We start from the raw sequence: 17,159 nt of genomic DNA, 5'->3' as shown, positions 1-17,159 counted from the left end.
GTCAAAGCAATATTATGTATGCCTGTTTAAAAAAACAAAATCAGGAAATTTCTTTAACTTATGAGAAATGAGTATTAGCTATCATTAGTCAGGAGGGGGGAGCGATTAGGCTCAGCAGATAGGGATTAAAACAAGCTCATTTGACTATTTGGTGTTTGAAATAAGTCACAGCGTAATGCAGGAAGAGTGGATTTGATGTTTAATTTTTTGCAGATATTGTGGAAACGTTGGGCTAGTAAATCAGCAAAAATACCTTCACCGCGAAGTCGATGACCAAAACGCGGATCGTTATTTTTACCGCCGCGTAAATCATATATGCGATTCAAAATATGCTGGGCCTGATCCGGTCGATGAGTCTGCAGCCAGGTTTCGAATAATGGACTGACTTCCAGCGGTAATCTAAGCAGAATGTAATTTACGTCCAATGCGCCTGCCTTAACAACGGCTTTTACAATGTTCTCCAACTCCGCATCGGTTAATACTGGAATAACCGGTGCAATTAAAACTGTTACCGGAATACCGGCCGCACGCAGCGTCTCAATGGTTTGCAAACGACGTCTCGGGGCACTGGCTCTGGGTTCCATTATTCGTGATAAAGCAGGATCAAGTGTGGTTATAGAAAGATGAACCTGCACTAAATTATTCGAGGCCATCTTTTGAAGAATATCAATATCACGTTCCACCATGGCCGACTTGGTCACGATATGACAGGGATGACGGGTTTCATTCAAAACCTGCAGAATCTGTCGGGTGATTTGAAAGTCTCGTTCGATTGGCTGGTAAGGATCAGTATTTGCACCCAGGGAAATGGGTGAGCATTGATAATTCTTTGCTGATAACTCTTTTTTGAGCAACTTGGCAGCGTCAGGTTTAGCCGTTAGTTTTGTTTCAAAATCCAGTCCGGGGGAGAGGCCTAAATAGGCATGGGATGGACGGGCATAACAATAAATACAACCATGTTCGCAGCCACGATAGGCATTTATGGATTGGCTAAAAGGTAAATCAGGCGATTGATTGCGGGTAATGATGGTTTTCGGGTGTTCAATCTCCACCGTAGTTTTGGGCGGGTTTTCTGGTTCTTGGAACCAACCATCATCAACCATTTGGCGTTGATGATGGTTGTATCTTGCATCGATCCGTTGAGCTGTTCCTCGTCCTTTGATTGAAGGCTGTTTAGGCTGCATTAATCAGACAAATAATATTCCACTGTCGAAACTACTCGAACCTGTTTGATATGCGGGTTATTGTTGTCGCGAGCGGTAATGCTGAACTGGCCTTGAGACGCTTTGCGGATCTTGCCTAAATCACTGTCAGAATCCTGGGCAAATTTCTCGGCTACTTCACGGGCATTTTCAGTAGCTTCTTCGATCATTTCCGGTTTGACTTCATTGAGTCGGGTAAACAGATATTCGGTCTGTGCCATATAGTTTTCACCGGTCAACACCAGACCTTGTTTACCTAATTCGGCCACAGCAGGCATTGCCTGACGAACTGCTTCGATATTTTGGGAATAGACGGTTACGGTTTGTGTAGCGGTATAGCGAAATTCTGCTCTGGGTCCACCACCATATTGCTGGGCTGACTTATCGGTAATAGCTGGAGCATTAAAAGTGATCTCATCTTGCTGAATGCCACGCTGCTGCAGAAATTCACGAACTTTCTTGCCATTATTTTCAATCGCTTGATACAACTCTGGCAGATCATTGTTGGCTTCAGTGAATTGAATCGGCCAAATCACCACATCCGCTGGATAATCACGCTCAGATAAACCTTTTACCGTTACGCTGCGTTCCAGCTGCTTGAAATCAATTAACGCCTTGCCGAGCTGAAAGCCCAGTAAGGTTAAGCCCAGAAATAATGCCCCACCCGAAATCAATGCAGTTGATTTACTTTGATTAGCTATCATTCCGGACTCCTGTTGAATCAACGATGATCAGTAAAATGTTCTCTTGCGTAAGCGACGCGATCTTCAATGCTCATTCTTTTCTTATGACTCAGCCCTTCAATCTGCCGCAGTCGAGGTAATAAGCCTTTACCATTGGCAATCTGGATGGTGAGGCCGGGACGGCATTCAGTTCCAATAACATCGGACCTTTAAAACGATCCAAAACAATATCAGTACCTAAGTAGCCTAAGCCAGACATTTCATAACATGATACTGCTAGATTTAATACTTCTTCCCAGTGCGGTACTTTCAACGACATCATATTTAAACCGGTATCAGGATGTAACAGAATCGGTTTATCAAATTGTACGGCACGCAACGCATGTCCATCACCGATGTCCAGACCAACACCAACAGCACCTTGATGCAGATTGGCTTTGCCATTGGAGGCGGCAGTTGATAAACGCATCATTGCCATTACTGGGAAACCACGAAACACAATTACCCGAGTATCAGGCACACCCTCGTAGCTGTAGCCGCTGAAACAATCATCAAAATGAATCAAATCTTCAATGATGGCGACATCAGCACGACCGCCCAAAGAAAACAAACCGGCCAGGATATTAGTGACATGGCGTTCCAGATCACCAATGTTGGCAAATTGCCCATTGGATTTACGATAGCCTTCTTCACTTTGTCGAGTGATGACTAAAATACCTTTGCCACCTGAACCATGTGCAGGCTTGATACAAAAGCCACTACTGCAGCGTTGCAGAATGTCAGTAAGATCTTTTACCGCATGCTGTTCGCTGATGACACCAATCAAATCAGGCACTTTCACGCCAGCTTCTAACGCCAGTTCTTTAGTTTGTAATTTGTCATCAACCAATGGGAACAGTCGGCGTGGGTTATAACGACTGATATAGGAAACGTTTCGCCGATTCATACCTAATACACCGATTTTACTCAGGGCACTCGGGTGCGCATAACGCTCGCGTATGGTTTGAAACCAGTTCAATTTTTTTTCTACTGGTTCGCTCATTGTTTATCCAGCTTGGTTAAGGGTTTAAAGCGTTTCAACTCAAGCAAACGATAACCAGTGTAACTACCCGCAACCAATGTCAGTGCCATAAGAATCAGCTGAATTCCCATAAAATTGAAGGTTAAATGACGCACCCAATCAAGGTTCATCGCCATATAAGCCAGGATGGCGACTAGTAATGAACCACCGCCTTGAATCATGACTTGTTTAGCACCTTCCTCTTCCCAGAGAATCGACATACGTTCAATGGTCCACGCCAGAATGATCATCGGGAAGAAGGTGATTTTCATACCTTCAGTCAGACCAAATTTATAGGCCACAATCGAGAAAATAGCGATCATACCGATAACCATGATAATGACCGCGGATATTCGGGCGACCAGTAGTAAGTTGAGATAAGACAAGTAGGATCGGATCATCAAGCCCACACCGACAATCAGTAAAAAGCCGATTAAACCGGTCAGTAAACTGGTTTGAATAAATGCCATGGCAATCAATACCGGCATAAAGGTACCCGAGGTTTTGATACCGACCAGAATTCGCATCAATACAACAATCAACACGCCCACTGGGATCAATAAAATGCCTTTAAAAATCGCCTGTTCTTCAAGTGGTAAGGTATACAACGAAAAATTCAGCCATTCGTTATCAGCAAACTTTTGGTTTAAAGCGATGTTGAATGGTTGCTCCTGCGAAATCATTGAGAAAGTGACTTGTGCATTGGTTGCACCAACCACTTCCAATACCGGGCCGGAATGATATTGCCACAGCAACATGTTTTCAGCCTGGCCTTGTACACCGGTTTCAGGGTTAAACACCTCATAGTCTTCGCCATCAAACACCTGGATGTATTCAATTAATGACTGACGTCGACGGCCATCTTCCAAATATAAAGCATGAATGCGTCTGGCTGGCACGCCAGCTTCTTGCAGTAATTGTGCTATCCAAAGCGTTTTCGGCTTTAGTTGAGCTAATAACTCAGCCGTTTGCTGTTGATTATTAAATTCGTGAATCAATTCACGAGCCAATGTGTAATTGGATGATGAACGCTCAACAGCACGATCCAGAATCATTTTAGCGGCTGCAGCGTATGGCTCCTGTTCAACATTTGGTTTAATGTTTTCCACAGGTTCTTGTTCTACCGGTATGGCAAACGGATCAAGCAACATGTCGACTTTGTAATAAAGCGATTGATTGCCAGTGGCTTCGCGGATAGACCATTCTGCGTAGGTACCGCCTTTACGATCAACAAAGGCTAAACCATAGCCCGGACTGGCAGTTTGTTGATTAAGCTGAGTAAAGCCCGGTTGGGTATTTGGAATGGCTAGACGGGCAGTAACCGGTTCGCCACGAGCTTCAAAATCAACTTTGGCTTCAATTGACCAGGTTTGCCGTTGTTCACCAGGAAACCAGGGAATATCAAACGCGATATGACGATGTAAAGTAAGCGCTAAACCTGCAAAAAACAGCAGACTGACCAGAATATAAAACGGCGCACGTGATGCCATGATGGTTCCTTATTCTTCTTCTGATGCTTTAGGATTAGCTTGTTCTGCTTTTTTCGGAATAGCTGATGCCCGATCTGTCAGTAGCTCTGGTTTAGGTTGAACATTTTTCTTGGCGACATCGACCACAGCAATATCTTTCAAAAACTCACGGCCCAATAGGATCGGATAGTTCATATGCGAACGATCAGTGAGGGTGAATTCTGCAGTATCGGTCATATTGCCAATCTTGATAGTCAGTCTGACTACCGGACGTTTATCAATTTCATTAGTTGATGATTGACGGATATTGGCGATTCGAGCGATAGGTGCTTCAACCTCGTAACTGTTATCACTGCCTTCTTCAGGAACAATAGTAAAACGCGCCCATTTCTGACCATCTCGTTCCAGAGTCACAATGTCCTGTGCCGTTAACGATGACGTTGTTGCACCGGTATCGACTCGTGCCGGAAATACGCGATTAACCGCTTCAATCCATAACCACTCAGATTGACCCAATACCAATTTATCGCCCAACGTCATTGGGGCTGGTGGTGGGCAACTTTGACTGTTCGCTGCTGCAGCGACTTGAGCTGTTTGCGCAGATTCGACCACGGCACGTTGCGCCAGTTTTTCACTCAGCTGCTCAACTTGGTGGTTTAACTCATCGAGTTGTTTGCGAGTGACTTGTTGTTCTTTTGAGAAAGATTGCAGGCCAGCTTGGTGCTTGTTTTGATTATCGATAACTTTTTGGCATTGCTGACTCAGTTGATTTTGAATTCTGGATTCACTGTCACTAAGCGCTGACTTTAATTGTTCATTTGAAACGGTCGGGCGGGTTTCATTTTGCACGCAAGCTGTTGTTAACAAGCTAGATAAAACAAGGATGAGAGGTAATTTATGTTTGAACATGTCTTTCCTAAAGCTTAAAACGGATTATTAAGTCAAAACGCATTATCAAAACAAAATTGATAGGGCTGCATATTATGAAGTAATCCCTGCTAATCCGGAGATATTTTCTCGGTGAGTAAATGTACGTAACGTCCCATGTCACGATAGGTAGGCATACGGCAATATTGATGCTCTAACGCCAGTAATTCCTGTTCATTGGTCTGGTTTCGGCTCTCAGAGTTCAAATAATCACTAAACACGCGAATTCCACTGTGTTGAATTATCTCAAAACCATTACTTTCTAAAAACTGAATCAATTCATACGGATATTGGGGAAACGGCGGGCTTAATTTGTTTCCAGCACCAATATAGCGATCATTGATAATTGGTTCCAGTCTCCAGCCACCTTGAATGATATTTTTATAAACCATGGCGTTGCGGTTATAAAACATCAATGACAGGTAACCACCAGTTTTTACACGGTCTAGCACCAGTTTTAAGGTTTCTAAAGGCGTTGCCAGCCATTCCACTACGGCATGACAAATCACTAAGTCAAACGCTGCTAACTGCGGTGCCAGCTGCTGAATTGAAGCGTGATGAAAGCCTGCATCCAGCTCTGCTTGCGCAAATGATTGCTTGGCCTGGTCGAGTAATTTCTCTGAAATATCACACAAAGTCAGTTGATGACCAAAGCCGGCCAACCACAAACTGATTTGTCCGGCTCCACAACCTGCATCCCAAATCTGTAAATCTTTAGACTCGGTGAACTGATGTAAATCCTGTTTAAGGATTTCTAAACGTAATTGACCCTTGCTGGTGTCATAAATACGCGCATTAAAGCGCTCAGCTAAATCGTCAAAATTACGATCCTGTTGCATCAGGCGGCCGGTTTAAGCAGGTTATCCAACAGGGAATCGATCGCCAGAATCCGACTTTCAGCATCCGGCATATTATCTGTGAATCGCAGTTTATCCTGACCATCGAGTTTGAAGCGGGAAGGCTGTTTCTGAATCAGTTGGATGATGGTCATTGGCTCAACCTGTGGTTCTTTATCAAACAGCAAGCGGCCACCTTGATCATAAACATCAATTTTACGGATGCCGATGGTCTTGGCTTTAAGACGTAATTCATGCACGGCAAAAAGGGTTTGCACCGGTTCGGGTAACAGACCAAATCGATCAATCATTTCCACCTGCAGTTCACGCAACGCTTCTTTATCAGTTGCTGCGGCAATGCGTTTATATAACACCAGACGGGTATGCACATCGGGCAGATAATCGGATGGAATCAACGCCGGTACATGCAGATCGATTTCCACGGTCTGCCGCGCCATATTATCCAGATCAGGGGTTTTACCGGATTTCAACGCATTGACCGCGCGTTCCAGCAATTCGTTATATAAGGTAAAGCCAATTTCCTGCATCTGACCGCTTTGTTCATCACCCAATAATTCACCGGCACCGCGAATTTCCATATCGTGTGTGGCCAGGGTAAAGCCTGCACCTAAATCTTCAATCGACTCAATGGCTTCCAAACGTTTAATCGCATCGGCAGTCATGGCCTGTTGCGGCGGGGTAATCAGATAAGCATAAGCACGATGATGCGAGCGACCAACACGACCCACGAATTTGATAAAGCTGGGCCAAACCTAATTTATCGGCTCTATCTATAAAGATGGTATTGGCAGTCGGTACGTCGATACCGGTTTCGATAATCGTAGTGCAAACCAGTACATTAAAACGTTGATGATAAAAGTCGAGCATCACCTGTTCCAGCTCACGTTCTCGCATTTGGCCATGCGCGACTGCAATGCGAGCTTCCGGCATTAAGGTTTCAAGTTCACGCGCTACGCGATCAATGTCTTCCACTTTGTTATGCAGGAAGTAAACCTGACCGCCACGTTTGATTTCACGCAGCATACCCTCACGAATTTTGTCGGCATTCCATTGCAACACAAAGGTTTTAATCGCTAAACGCCGTGCTGGAGCAGTGGCAATAATGGATAAATCACGAATGCCGGAAATCGACATATTCAAGGTGCGCGGAATCGGCGTGGCGGTAAGCGTTAAAACATCGATCTGCGAGCGATATTTTTTCAGTTGTTCTTTTTGGGTGACGCCAAAACGATGCTCTTCATCAAGCACAAACAAGCCAAGCCGTTTGGGGTCAATATCCTGCTGCAATAATTTATGGGTGCCGATAACGATATCAGCAGTACCTTCGCTAATGGCTGATTTCACATCATCCAATTGTTTCTTGCTACGAAAGCGTGACAAAACTTCGACTCTAATCGGCCAATCAGCAAAACGGTCTTTGAAGTTTTCGTAATGTTGTTGAGCGAGCAGGGTAGTTGGTACCAAAACCAATACCTGTTTGCCAGATTGCACAGCTAGGAATGCCGCACGCATGGCGACTTCAGTTTTACCAAACCCCACATCACCACATACCAAACGATCCATTGGCGTTTCCGATTGCATATCGGCAATCACCGCATCAATTGCGTCTTGTTGATCTGGGGTCGTTTCAAATGGGAACGCTGCCGAGAATGCTTCATATTGTTCATCAGGTGACTGCATTGGCGGTTTTTTATTGGCAGCACGTTTGGCATAAATATCGAGTAATTCTGCAGCCACATCACGCACTTTTTCAGCAGCTCGGCGGCGGGCTTTTTCCCATTGTGTAGTGCCAAGTTGATGTAAAGGAGCAAGTTCAGGTGCAGAACCGGAATAACGGCTGATCAAATCCAGCGAAGCCACAGGCACATAGAGTTTGTCGCCTTTGGCATATTCCAATGTCACATATTCGGTAGCGACATCACCAACATCCAAAGTTTGCAGGCCAAGATAACGTCCTACACCATGATCTTCATGCACCACCGCATCACCAATCGTCAGTTCGGCGAGATTACGGATAATGGCATCGGAATCACGCTTTTTACGGCTGCGACGGCGGCGTTGCATAACCTGTTGGCCGAATAGCTGAGTTTCTGCAATGACGGCGATATTTTCACTTTGCAGTAGCAAACCTGTTCTAGCGGAGCAACGGTAATACAGAGCGGAGCGCTTTCATTAATAAAGGCATCCCAGTTGTCGACCACTTTGGGTTGTAACTGGTTTTTACGTAACAAATCCAGCAACGTTTCACGACGACCTGCTGATTCGGCTGCGATTAAAATCCGCCCAGAAAATTTATCTATAAATTGATGTAAAGCTTCGCAGGGTCGATCTTGCTTGGAATTTAATGGCAACGAGGGCGGCATTACCGTGGCGTAATTACTGTTACCGGCTGAGCCATCAATTTCAAAGTTCTGGCATTGCAACCGTTGCCATTGTTTGAATTGACTAAATAATTCTTCTACCGGCACAAACACATTGATCGGCGGTAATAATGGTCTTTCGGGATCAACACTATGCTGACGATAACGGATCTGGATTTCCTGCCAAAACTGTTCTGCGGCATGAACCGTGTCATTGAGCTGCACTAACAGCGTGTTGTCCGGCAGATAATCGGTAAGGCGTGCGGTTTGCTCGAAAAACAACGGCAGATAAAACTCAATACCGCCCGGCATATTGCCGGCACTGACTTCACGATAGATCAGACTGCGTTGTGGGTCGCCATCAAAATACTGGCGGAATTGTTTACGGAACAGCGCAATACTGTCGTCATTAACCGGAAACTCACGTGCCGGTAACAATTGGATCTGTTCGATATTATCGATAGAACGTTGTGTTTCAGGATCAAAGGTACGCAGCGTATCAATCTCATCATCAAACAAATCAATCCGAAACGGCTGACGACTACCCATCGGGAATAAATCAATGATGGCCCCACGAACGGCAAACTCGCCATGTTCGATAACCTGAGCCACATTGCGATAACCGGATTTTTCCAGTTTCAGACGCCATTGTTCGATATCAAACTGATCGCCAACTTTCAGTTCAAGATGATTGCCATCCAGAAAGGCTCGCGGTGCAATACGTTGCATCAAAGTGGCAATCGGCACCAGTAAAATGCCGCGTTTAAAATCGGGCAAATGATGCAAAGTTTGCAAGCGTTCGGAAACAATATCCTGATGCGGAGAAAAACTGTCGTAAGGCAAGGTTTCCCAATCTGGGAAATGCAAAATTGGCAGTTCGGCATTGCCAAGATAAAAACGGATTTCCAACTCTAATCGATGGGCACTGGCCACATCATCTGTCACTACTAATAAAGGACCTTCATGCTGTTGCGCTGCTTTTGCCAATAACAATCCCTGTGCACTACCGTATAATTGCCCGGCACGAAGTTGATCTTTGGCTGATACTGGTAAGACAGGCTGAAGCAAATTAGCTGGCAAGAGTGATACCTTGATATATTGAAAGTGAGAAAGCGCGTTATTTTCCCATACTTGACCAAGTACAGCATCCAGCATTTTCAAACAAGATAATGTCCTTACAAATAATAAGTGTTAATGCTATAGTCAAAATTTTGCAACGAAGCGGAGATGAAACATGGTGAAACGTACGGAAAATGTTGTGTTATTAAAAGTTATTGGCACTGCTGAGTTATTAGCTGCCTTGGCCATGTTTTATTTTTATCACGAAAATGTTCCAGCCATAATTGGTGGGTTAATTTTGTTAGGCTTATCTGCCAACAGTTTTTACCAAGCCCACAAATGCTATCAACGTCAATATTCTCCAAGAAAAGACGATAATTCTTAAATCACGGTTTTAATGAGTCAGACTGAAAATCCCACTACCGAACCGAAATTCGACCCGGTCAGTTTTGTAAAATCACTTACCAGTCGGCCCGGTGTTTATCGAATGGTCGATGCGGAAGGCACGGTGATTTATGTCGGTAAGGCTAAAAATCTAAAAAAACGTGTCGGCAGTTATTTTCGTAGCACGGGTTTAACCAGCAAAACGCAAGTAATGGTCGCCCAAATCGTGGCGATAGAAATCACCGTTACTCATACTGAAAACGAAGCTCTGATCCTGGAAAATAACCTGATCAAAGAGCTGATGCCGCGTTACAACGTGTTATTACGTGATGATAAATCCTACCCATACTTATTAATATCCGGTGATGACTATCCACGTTTGAGTGTGCATCGTGGCGCCAAACGCAAAAAGGGTAAATATTTCGGACCCTATCCAAGTGCTGGGGCAGTTCGGGAAAGTCTTAATCTGCTGCAGAAACTGTTTCCAGTGCGTCAATGTGAAGACAGTTATTATCAAAATCGCAGCAGGCCCTGTCTGCAATATCAAATCAAACGTTGTACTGCACCTTGTGTTGGATTGATTTCCGAAGCGGATTATCAAAAAGATGTGCAGCACACCATTCTGTTTCTGGAAGGCAAAAACCAGCAGGTAATGGATGAGCTGAGTAATCAGATGGATGTTGCCTCGCAACAACTGCAGTTTGAACAAGCGGCCTCTATCCGTGACAAGATCATCAGCTTACGTCGGGTGCAAGAACGACAATATGTCAGCTCAATGCAAGGCGATTCTGATGTGCTGGCGGCCATCGTGCGCGATGGTATTGCAGTAGTTGAAGTCAGTTTTGTTCGTGGCGGTCGTAATCTGGGTAGTAAATCGTATTTCCCTAAAGGCTCATCGGATCTCAGCGAATCAGAATTGCTAACGGCATTTATCCCACAGTATTACCTGGGTAAAGATGTTCCAGCCGAAATACTGCTGAGTCATGAAGTCGAAGATGCCCAACTGTTGCAAGACGTATTGCAGACCGAGTCCGGCCACAAAGTCAGTCTGCGTAAACCGCAACGCGGCCATGCAACCCGTTGGTTACAAATGGCGATGACCAATGCCGAAATCAGTCTCACACAACGTATTAGCAGCCGTTCTAACTTATTACAACGTTTTGAAATTTTGCAGGATGCATTAGAGCTGGACGAACTGCCCAAGCGTATTGAGTGTTTCGATATCAGCCACACCAGTGGTGAACGCACGGTTGCATCCTGTGTGGTGTTTGGTTTGGAAGGGGCGATTAAAAGTGATTACCGCAAATTCAATATAGAAGGCATTACCGGCGGTGACGATTATGCCGCTATGCATCAAGCATTGAGCCGACGTTTTACCCGGTTGAATAACGGCGAGGGCAAACGTCCGGATTTATTGCTGATTGATGGTGGTAAAGGCCAAATCAAAGAAGCTCAGGAAGTACTCGCTGAATTAAATTTAAGTGATTTACCAATATTAGGTATCGCCAAAGGCCCGGCTCGTAAGCCCGGCGAAGAAACATTATTTCTGGTTGGCCGAGCCGGTGAAGTCACCTTATCGGCTGATTCACCGGCATTACATTTATTACAGCAAGTTCGTGATGAAGCACATCGCTTTGCTATTACCGGTCATCGACAACGTCGCGCTAAAGCCCGTAAAACCTCAACTTTAGAAGATATTGTAGGGCTTGGGCCCAAGCGTCGGCAGAAGATCCTGCAACAATTTGGTGGGCTTCAAGAGGTCAAACGAGCCGGGGTAGAAGACCTGCAAAGAGTGGAAGGTATCAGTGCCGCGCTCGCACAGAAGATTTACGACTTGTTTCATCCAGACAATTAACCGCCTCATAGTGCTACCATAGGCGCTATCTATAGCTTGCAACGATATTATTATGCTGAATTTACCCAACCTTCTCAGTTTGCTTAGAGTCTTACTGATACCTGTATTGGTCGCTTTGTATTTTGCTCCAAGTCCCAACGCAACCATCTGGGCAACGGTGGTGTTTGTGCTGGCGGGCATTACCGATTGGCTCGATGGTTATCTGGCAAGGCGGATGAATCTTACCTCACCATTCGGGGCGTTTATTGATCCAGTCGCTGATAAATTAATTGTTGTCGTCGCGTTATTGTTGATTCTTTATAAGTCTCCGGTCTGGTTTATTCTGCTTCCTGTCATCGTTATCGTATTTCGTGAAATAACAATTTCCGCATTACGTGAATGGATGGCCGAAATTGGTGCTCGTCATGTGGTCCAGGTTTCCTCAGTCGGCAAGTGGAAAACCACCTTTCAAATGATCGCCATCGGCTGCTTAATTTTCTATAAACCGCTGTTTGGATTACCTGTTTTTGAGATTGGCGTAGCCTTGTTATATGTGGCAGCTTTGCTCACATTGACCTCAATGATCACCTACCTGAAAGCAGCCTTGCCAGTGTTGGTAGATAAGGGTTGACAGAAAATATTAAGTGCCTATAATGCACGTCTTCCTAAGCGGGAATAGCTCAGTGGTAGAGCACAACCTTGCCAAGGTTGGGGTCGCGAGTTCGAATCTCGTTTCCCGCTCCAAGAATAAAAAAAGCCGCGGTCAGTCCAAGTAACTACTGCGGCTTTTTAGTTTTGGATAGCTTAAGAAAGACATACCATGGCTGGGTGGCAGAGTGGTCATGCAGCGGACTGCAACTCCGTTAACGCCGGTTCGATTCCGACCCCAGCCTCCATTTACACTTCCAGAAACATCCTAAATCGTCCGTAAAACCAGTAATATCAACGGTTTTATGGATTGTCGTGTTCCCGCGTCGTCCAATAGCGTCTATGTACTTCCCACCATTTTTAGTGGTAACTTTGATGGGAACATTCAAAGTGCTGGTGGGAACAATGGCTTTAACAGACATGAAAATCCGAAATGCTAAACCTGAAGCTAAGCAATACAAGCTTTCAGCAGGACTTGGCCTTTATCTTGTTATTTCTCCCAAAGGTGGAAAGTGGTGGCGCATTCGTTATCGCTTTGGTGGGAAACAAAAAGAATTGTCTCTGGGAACATATCCCACAACTACCCTAAAATCTGCTGTCCTTAAACGCGATGAAATCAGAGCAATGGTTGCTGATGATATTGATCCAGCAGTCGAGCGAAAGACTGAAAAGCTATATAAACATGCTGCAAGTGAAAACAGCTTTAAAGCTGTAGCTGATGAATGGTTTACAAAATTCTCTAGTGAATGGTCTGAACAACATAAACAACGCACAATCGGCCGATTGCGAAATGATGTTTATCCATGGCTTGGTTCAAAAGTAATCAATACTGTAACCGCACCAGAATTATTAATGGTACTCCGTAGAATGGAAAGCAGGGGGGCTGTTGATAGTGCTCATCGTGTTCGCCAAATTTGTAGCCAGATCCTGCGTTATGCAATAGCCACCGGACGGGCTGAGCGTGATCCTGCAGCAGATTTAGTTGGTGCTTTACCTCCAGCCAAAAAAACTCACTTTGCATCTATTACCGAGCCTAAAGCTATTGGTGAATTAATGCGTGCGATTCAAGGCTATCAAGGCAGCTACATTACTGCATGTGCTCTGCGTTTAACGCCCTATGTATTCGTTCGACCGGGAGAACTTCGACAAGCCGAATGGAATGATATCGATCTAGAAAATGCTGAATGGCGTATCCCAGCCGAAAGAATGAAAATGAAAGTGTTGCACATCATCCCGTTATCAAAACAAGCATTAGCTATATTGGAGGATATAAAGCCACTTACGGGCAGGGGAAAATATGTTTTTCCAAGTAACCGAACTCTAACAAGGCCAATGAGCAACAACACCATCAATGCAAGCCTAAGAAGATTAGGTTATACAAAGGAAGAAATGACTGCTCACGGCTTTAGAAGTATGGCTTCCACAATTCTCAATGAGCAGGGCTGGAATCGTGATGCTATAGAACGACAACTTGCCCACAGTGAAAAAAATGGGGTGAGAGCAGCATATAACTACGCTCAATATTTGCCAGAACGAAAAGAAATGATGCAGGCATGGGCTGATTATCTTGATGGTTTAGCTCACGGCGCTGATGTAATCCCGATAAAGAGCGCCAAATCTTAAGCAAGCTAGATATCCGCAAAAATAAAACTGGAAGTTTTGATGTACTCAGATCATTTAGATAAGTTCATTCCCGAAGAATTTAATTTAGAAAAATATGAAGTGGCGGCAAATATGCCTCTGGAGTGTTGGCTGGTAAATTTGTCTATGCGTTTTCTAGGTTATATTTCCAGCAAAACTCCAATGGAAAGTTTTGATGATTCTCAAAAAGCTCTGATTAGAAATATTAATACTCAAAATATTCAATCTGGTGTGATAACCGATCAAAGAATAAATCAATTGCTAAATGAGCTAATCATGCACGATCAGTCTGAGTCCAGCTCAGTCGTAAAAGAAATAACCTATTTAGAGCTATTTTTACTTGCAGATAACCTTAAATCCCCTGAATTAGAAAAACTCTACATAGAAACCGAACTCTCAACTTTTTCAGTGCTAAATCAAGATAATGCTGGAAAGCTTAACGACTTTATTTCAACGTCTGATATTTATCCTGAGGATGAATTATCTTTCCTACAGGTTGATATGAATAATTCGGATAACGAAATTAAATCAGCATTTTCAGGATGGCTTCAACAGGAACGGGAAAAGCGAAAATCTGATAAGACTACTAACCGTAGAGAACACCAGATGAAAAACTTCAATACTGTAACTTTCAGAAAATGGCACGATGCGAGAGTCATTGCTTATTTGGATCTGATTACTTGGAATTGTCTTGAAGGTAATAAAGTTACCAGCAAAATACTGGGTGATATTTTGTTTCCTGAAACAAGTATCCGAGACACACGAGATACAACCGCGATGATTAATGACACGATTAAACCTTTGGCAAATAAATTAGCCGATAGAACAGTTCTTAAAAGAATGGCGAATGTCATTGCTGATAAAAATCGGCAAAAAATCACCTAGAAAACTTCCAAGGCATTTTTAACGGCCATTCTTGTCAAGTGATACCAGCTCAAAATTAAACGAACATCTCCCTGCATCTTTAACAAATCACAGGGAGATATTGATGTCTGAACAAATTCTAAAACTGCCAGAAGTCATAACGACGACGGGCCTTGCTCGCTCAACAATCTACAAACTGATCAGTGAGAATCGTTTTCCAAAACAAATCAAACTAACAAGCTTCTCTAGTGGGTGGCTCAAGTCAGAAATTAACCATTGGCTTGAAGAACGCATTGCAGCCTCTCGTAACATGGAGGCTATGTCATGAAACAACAGAAAAACTTCAAATTAACAGCTACACAACTTAATTATTTGCAATGGTTTAATGATGGTGACGGTGAGCAAACAAACGTCATCCTGATATGTGTCGATATTCGTGAAAAATTTGGGCATACAGTGCATTCCTCATGTCCACCGTTTAAAACCGACTTTAGAGCAATTCGCAAGTTATACAAAAAAGGTCTGGTGGAAGCTAACCACGTTAATGATTTTAGTATTGCATGGCAGGTCGTTACTATCAGTCAAAAAGGCCAGAAATTTTTGGAGGCCTACCATGACTGAAATACATCGTGATGATCGGCTTTTTGTCTATGATAAAACGGAGAAGCTTCCAGAGTTTTTTAAGAAAAAAATTATGGCGGAATATCACAAACGCTTAAAGAACCTAAGCCGACGAGAAGCAAACCTTTATCTCTTAAACATCAGTGAGCATATCGACTCATCTCTTATTAGCAGATTAAGTTTAAAAACCTTGGATGCTGACGAGGATGACTTAAATAAATTAGCTGAGGACGAGGCTCAAGAGTGCATCATGATTTGGCAGTCTTTAAGCAATGAATCACTCAAAAAGCCTTATAAGAGAATTTTAGGCTTTATGGCTTATCGTGGCATTCATCCATCTGGTCTTAAAGATGAGCCCAGCACATCAGATATGCTCTCTTTGATACGTCGTTCAATTAATAAAAGTTGGTGGCTATCTAATCTTCGTATAAGACAAAATCGTGATATTGAAACCGTTGCCAGAACGTTAAACTTTGTAAAGAAAAATGCTCAAATATATGCTTCTGATCTAAATGTCACTCGTCGTCGCTGGCAAAAGCAAAAACAACATGAGTTTCTGGAAAATATGTTAGCTACTAATGAAGAAGGGCAATCATTTTTGTTATCGGAACTTAAAGCAACCAGCGTCTCCAATCCTCGTATAAGAAAAGATGAAATGATGGTACGTTGCCGAGGATTTGAGGAATATGCCAAAACCAAAAAGCACACTGCTATTTTTATAACAATTACCTGTCCTTCTAAATACCACCGTGCCTATTCAACCAGTGGTGATCCAACTAAAAATTGGGATGGCAGCACTCCGATTGATGCACAACAATACTTGAAAACAACCTTTTCCAGAATTCGTGCTGAATTGGATCGCCAAGGTATTCGCGCTTACGGTTTTAGAGTTGCCGAGCCACATCATGACGGCACACCTCATTGGCATCTGCTGTTATTTCTTAAAGGCTCAGATGAACAACCGGTTAAGGATATTTTCACACACTACGCTTTTGAAGAGGATGGAGATGAAGAGGGTGCTGATAAGCATCGTATAACCATTGTGAAAATTGACCCGAACAAAGGTAGTGCAACGGGCTATATCGCTAAATACATTTCAAAAAACATTGATGGTGAAAACCTAGATGTTGGAATTTACGGTGAAAATCCTACTGTTGCTGCCAGACGAATTGAAACGTGGGCCTCTGTATGGGGTATCAGGCAGTTTCAGCAAATTGGTGGCGCTGGGGTAAGTATTTGGAGAGAACTACGCCGCATGGATCCTCTGGACGATCCTGAGTCGATTATCGAGTTAGCCCGAAAAGCTGCTGATGATTCGAAATGGGATGAATATCTTAAAGCGATGGGTGGTGATGACTGCTCACGAAAAGACCGCCCCATCAAGCTCGTGTATAAAGATTCTGTAGATATCTCAACGGGAGTGCTTAAAGAGAATCAATACGGTGAAATCAAAGCACAGAGTATATATGGGCTAGAGCATGCTAATGTCAGAATTAACACTCGTCCTCACACATGGGAAATTTCACGGGCTAGCTAACTAGCCCGCTTTT

Annotated in this window: 13 protein-coding genes, 2 tRNA genes and 2 pseudogenes; 10 read left to right on the top strand and 7 right to left on the bottom strand. The window is 43.7% G+C overall.

Annotated elements, in window-relative coordinates; translation table 11 throughout:
- Positions 1-125: 125 nt before the first annotated feature.
- The 7 genes and pseudogenes from E8Q33_RS09955 to mfd form a co-directional block, all read right to left on the bottom strand.
- Positions 126-1,184, bottom strand: coding sequence for a PA0069 family radical SAM protein (locus tag E8Q33_RS09955; RefSeq protein ID WP_136554495.1), 1,059 nt, complete (start codon positions 1,182-1,184; stop codon positions 126-128).
- Entirely contained in the window at positions 1,184-1,906 is a 723-nt protein-coding gene (locus tag E8Q33_RS09950; RefSeq protein ID WP_247870028.1) for an SIMPL domain-containing protein, read from the bottom strand. Before E8Q33_RS09950 ends, E8Q33_RS09955 begins: the two co-directional genes overlap by 1 nt.
- A 17-nt stretch (positions 1,907-1,923) precedes the next feature.
- Positions 1,924-2,927: pseudogene (locus tag E8Q33_RS09945) on the bottom strand (alpha-L-glutamate ligase-like protein).
- Entirely contained in the window at positions 2,924-4,435 is a 1,512-nt protein-coding gene (locus tag E8Q33_RS09940; RefSeq protein WP_136554493.1) for an inactive transglutaminase family protein, read from the bottom strand. Before E8Q33_RS09940 ends, E8Q33_RS09945 begins: the two are co-directional and overlap by 4 nt.
- Before the next feature lie 9 nt (positions 4,436-4,444).
- Positions 4,445-5,323: an ATP-dependent zinc protease gene (locus E8Q33_RS09935; protein ID WP_069295916.1), complete on the bottom strand. Its 879-nt coding sequence runs from the start codon at positions 5,321-5,323 to the stop codon at positions 4,445-4,447.
- A gap of 89 nt (positions 5,324-5,412) precedes the next feature.
- Positions 5,413-6,180: a methyltransferase domain-containing protein gene (locus E8Q33_RS09930; RefSeq protein WP_136554491.1), complete on the bottom strand. Its 768-nt coding sequence runs from the start codon at positions 6,178-6,180 to the stop codon at positions 5,413-5,415.
- Positions 6,180-9,713 (bottom strand): annotated as a pseudogene (gene mfd, locus E8Q33_RS09925) (transcription-repair coupling factor). Before mfd ends, E8Q33_RS09930 begins: the two are co-directional and overlap by 1 nt.
- A 79-nt stretch (positions 9,714-9,792) precedes the next feature.
- On the opposite strand from mfd, the gene E8Q33_RS09920 reads away from it, so the two are divergent.
- The 10 genes from E8Q33_RS09920 (at position 9,793) to E8Q33_RS09880 (ending at position 17,146) form a co-directional block, all read left to right on the top strand.
- A complete protein-coding gene (locus tag E8Q33_RS09920; RefSeq protein ID WP_069295918.1) occupies positions 9,793-10,002 on the top strand; it encodes a hypothetical protein in 210 nt (69 codons plus the stop codon).
- A 12-nt stretch (positions 10,003-10,014) separates the two neighbouring features.
- Positions 10,015-11,856, top strand: a complete 1,842-nt coding sequence (gene uvrC, locus E8Q33_RS09915; protein ID WP_136554489.1) for an excinuclease ABC subunit UvrC — start codon at positions 10,015-10,017, stop codon at positions 11,854-11,856.
- Positions 11,857-11,908: 52 nt separating this feature from the next.
- Positions 11,909-12,466, top strand: coding sequence for a CDP-diacylglycerol--glycerol-3-phosphate 3-phosphatidyltransferase (gene pgsA / locus E8Q33_RS09910; protein WP_136554487.1), 558 nt, complete (start codon positions 11,909-11,911; stop codon positions 12,464-12,466).
- Between the two features lie 38 nt (positions 12,467-12,504).
- Positions 12,505-12,579: transfer RNA gene (locus E8Q33_RS09905), tRNA-Gly, on the top strand.
- Between the two features lie 78 nt (positions 12,580-12,657).
- A tRNA-Cys gene (locus E8Q33_RS09900) sits at positions 12,658-12,731 on the top strand.
- A gap of 127 nt (positions 12,732-12,858) precedes the next feature.
- Positions 12,859-14,106, top strand: coding sequence for a tyrosine-type recombinase/integrase (locus tag E8Q33_RS09895; RefSeq protein WP_247870027.1), 1,248 nt, complete (start codon positions 12,859-12,861; stop codon positions 14,104-14,106).
- Positions 14,107-14,145: 39 nt separating this feature from the next.
- Positions 14,146-15,009 (top strand): DUF6387 family protein, encoded by an 864-nt coding sequence (locus E8Q33_RS09890; protein WP_136554485.1) that lies wholly within the window; start codon positions 14,146-14,148, stop codon positions 15,007-15,009.
- Between the two features lie 103 nt (positions 15,010-15,112).
- Complete coding sequence (locus E8Q33_RS09885; protein WP_136554483.1) at positions 15,113-15,316, top strand: AlpA family transcriptional regulator; 204 nt, start codon at positions 15,113-15,115, stop codon at positions 15,314-15,316.
- Complete coding sequence (locus E8Q33_RS15475) at positions 15,313-15,609, top strand: hypothetical protein (RefSeq protein WP_168800190.1); 297 nt, start codon at positions 15,313-15,315, stop codon at positions 15,607-15,609. Before E8Q33_RS09885 ends, E8Q33_RS15475 begins: the two co-directional genes overlap by 4 nt.
- Positions 15,602-17,146 (top strand): replication endonuclease, encoded by a 1,545-nt coding sequence (locus E8Q33_RS09880; RefSeq protein ID WP_168800189.1) that lies wholly within the window; start codon positions 15,602-15,604, stop codon positions 17,144-17,146. The genes E8Q33_RS15475 and E8Q33_RS09880 overlap by 8 nt, the downstream gene beginning before the upstream one ends.
- The last annotated feature ends 13 nt before the right edge of the window (positions 17,147-17,159 follow it).

The sequence above is a fragment of the Methylophaga sp. SB9B genome, assembly GCF_004832235.1.
Taxonomy (GTDB): domain Bacteria; phylum Pseudomonadota; class Gammaproteobacteria; order Nitrosococcales; family Methylophagaceae; genus Methylophaga; species Methylophaga muralis.
The sequence above is the reverse complement of the archived record's forward strand: the minus strand, read 5'-3'. Positions and strand labels throughout refer to the sequence as shown.

Bases quoted from the DNA above. Each gene is read 5' to 3' on its own strand.
- E8Q33_RS09890 (WP_136554485.1), top strand. From the start codon at position 14,146: ATGTACTCAGATCATTTAGATAAGTTCATTCCCGAAGAATTTAATTTA.
- E8Q33_RS15475 (WP_168800190.1), top strand. From the start codon at position 15,313: ATGAAACAACAGAAAAACTTCAAATTAACAGCTACACAACTTAATTAT.
- E8Q33_RS09895 (WP_247870027.1), top strand. From the start codon at position 12,859: ATGGGAACATTCAAAGTGCTGGTGGGAACAATGGCTTTAACAGACATG.
- E8Q33_RS09885 (WP_136554483.1), top strand. From the start codon at position 15,113: ATGTCTGAACAAATTCTAAAACTGCCAGAAGTCATAACGACGACGGGC.
- E8Q33_RS09955 (WP_136554495.1), bottom strand. From the start codon at position 1,184: ATGCAGCCTAAACAGCCTTCAATCAAAGGACGAGGAACAGCTCAACGG.
- E8Q33_RS09920 (WP_069295918.1), top strand. From the start codon at position 9,793: ATGGTGAAACGTACGGAAAATGTTGTGTTATTAAAAGTTATTGGCACT.
- E8Q33_RS09930 (WP_136554491.1), bottom strand. From the start codon at position 6,180: ATGCAACAGGATCGTAATTTTGACGATTTAGCTGAGCGCTTTAATGCG.
- pgsA (WP_136554487.1), top strand. From the start codon at position 11,909: ATGCTGAATTTACCCAACCTTCTCAGTTTGCTTAGAGTCTTACTGATA.
- E8Q33_RS09950 (WP_247870028.1), bottom strand. From the start codon at position 1,906: ATGATAGCTAATCAAAGTAAATCAACTGCATTGATTTCGGGTGGGGCA.
- uvrC (WP_136554489.1), top strand. From the start codon at position 10,015: ATGAGTCAGACTGAAAATCCCACTACCGAACCGAAATTCGACCCGGTC.
- E8Q33_RS09935 (WP_069295916.1), bottom strand. From the start codon at position 5,323: ATGTTCAAACATAAATTACCTCTCATCCTTGTTTTATCTAGCTTGTTA.
- E8Q33_RS09940 (WP_136554493.1), bottom strand. From the start codon at position 4,435: ATGGCATCACGTGCGCCGTTTTATATTCTGGTCAGTCTGCTGTTTTTT.
- E8Q33_RS09880 (WP_168800189.1), top strand. From the start codon at position 15,602: ATGACTGAAATACATCGTGATGATCGGCTTTTTGTCTATGATAAAACG.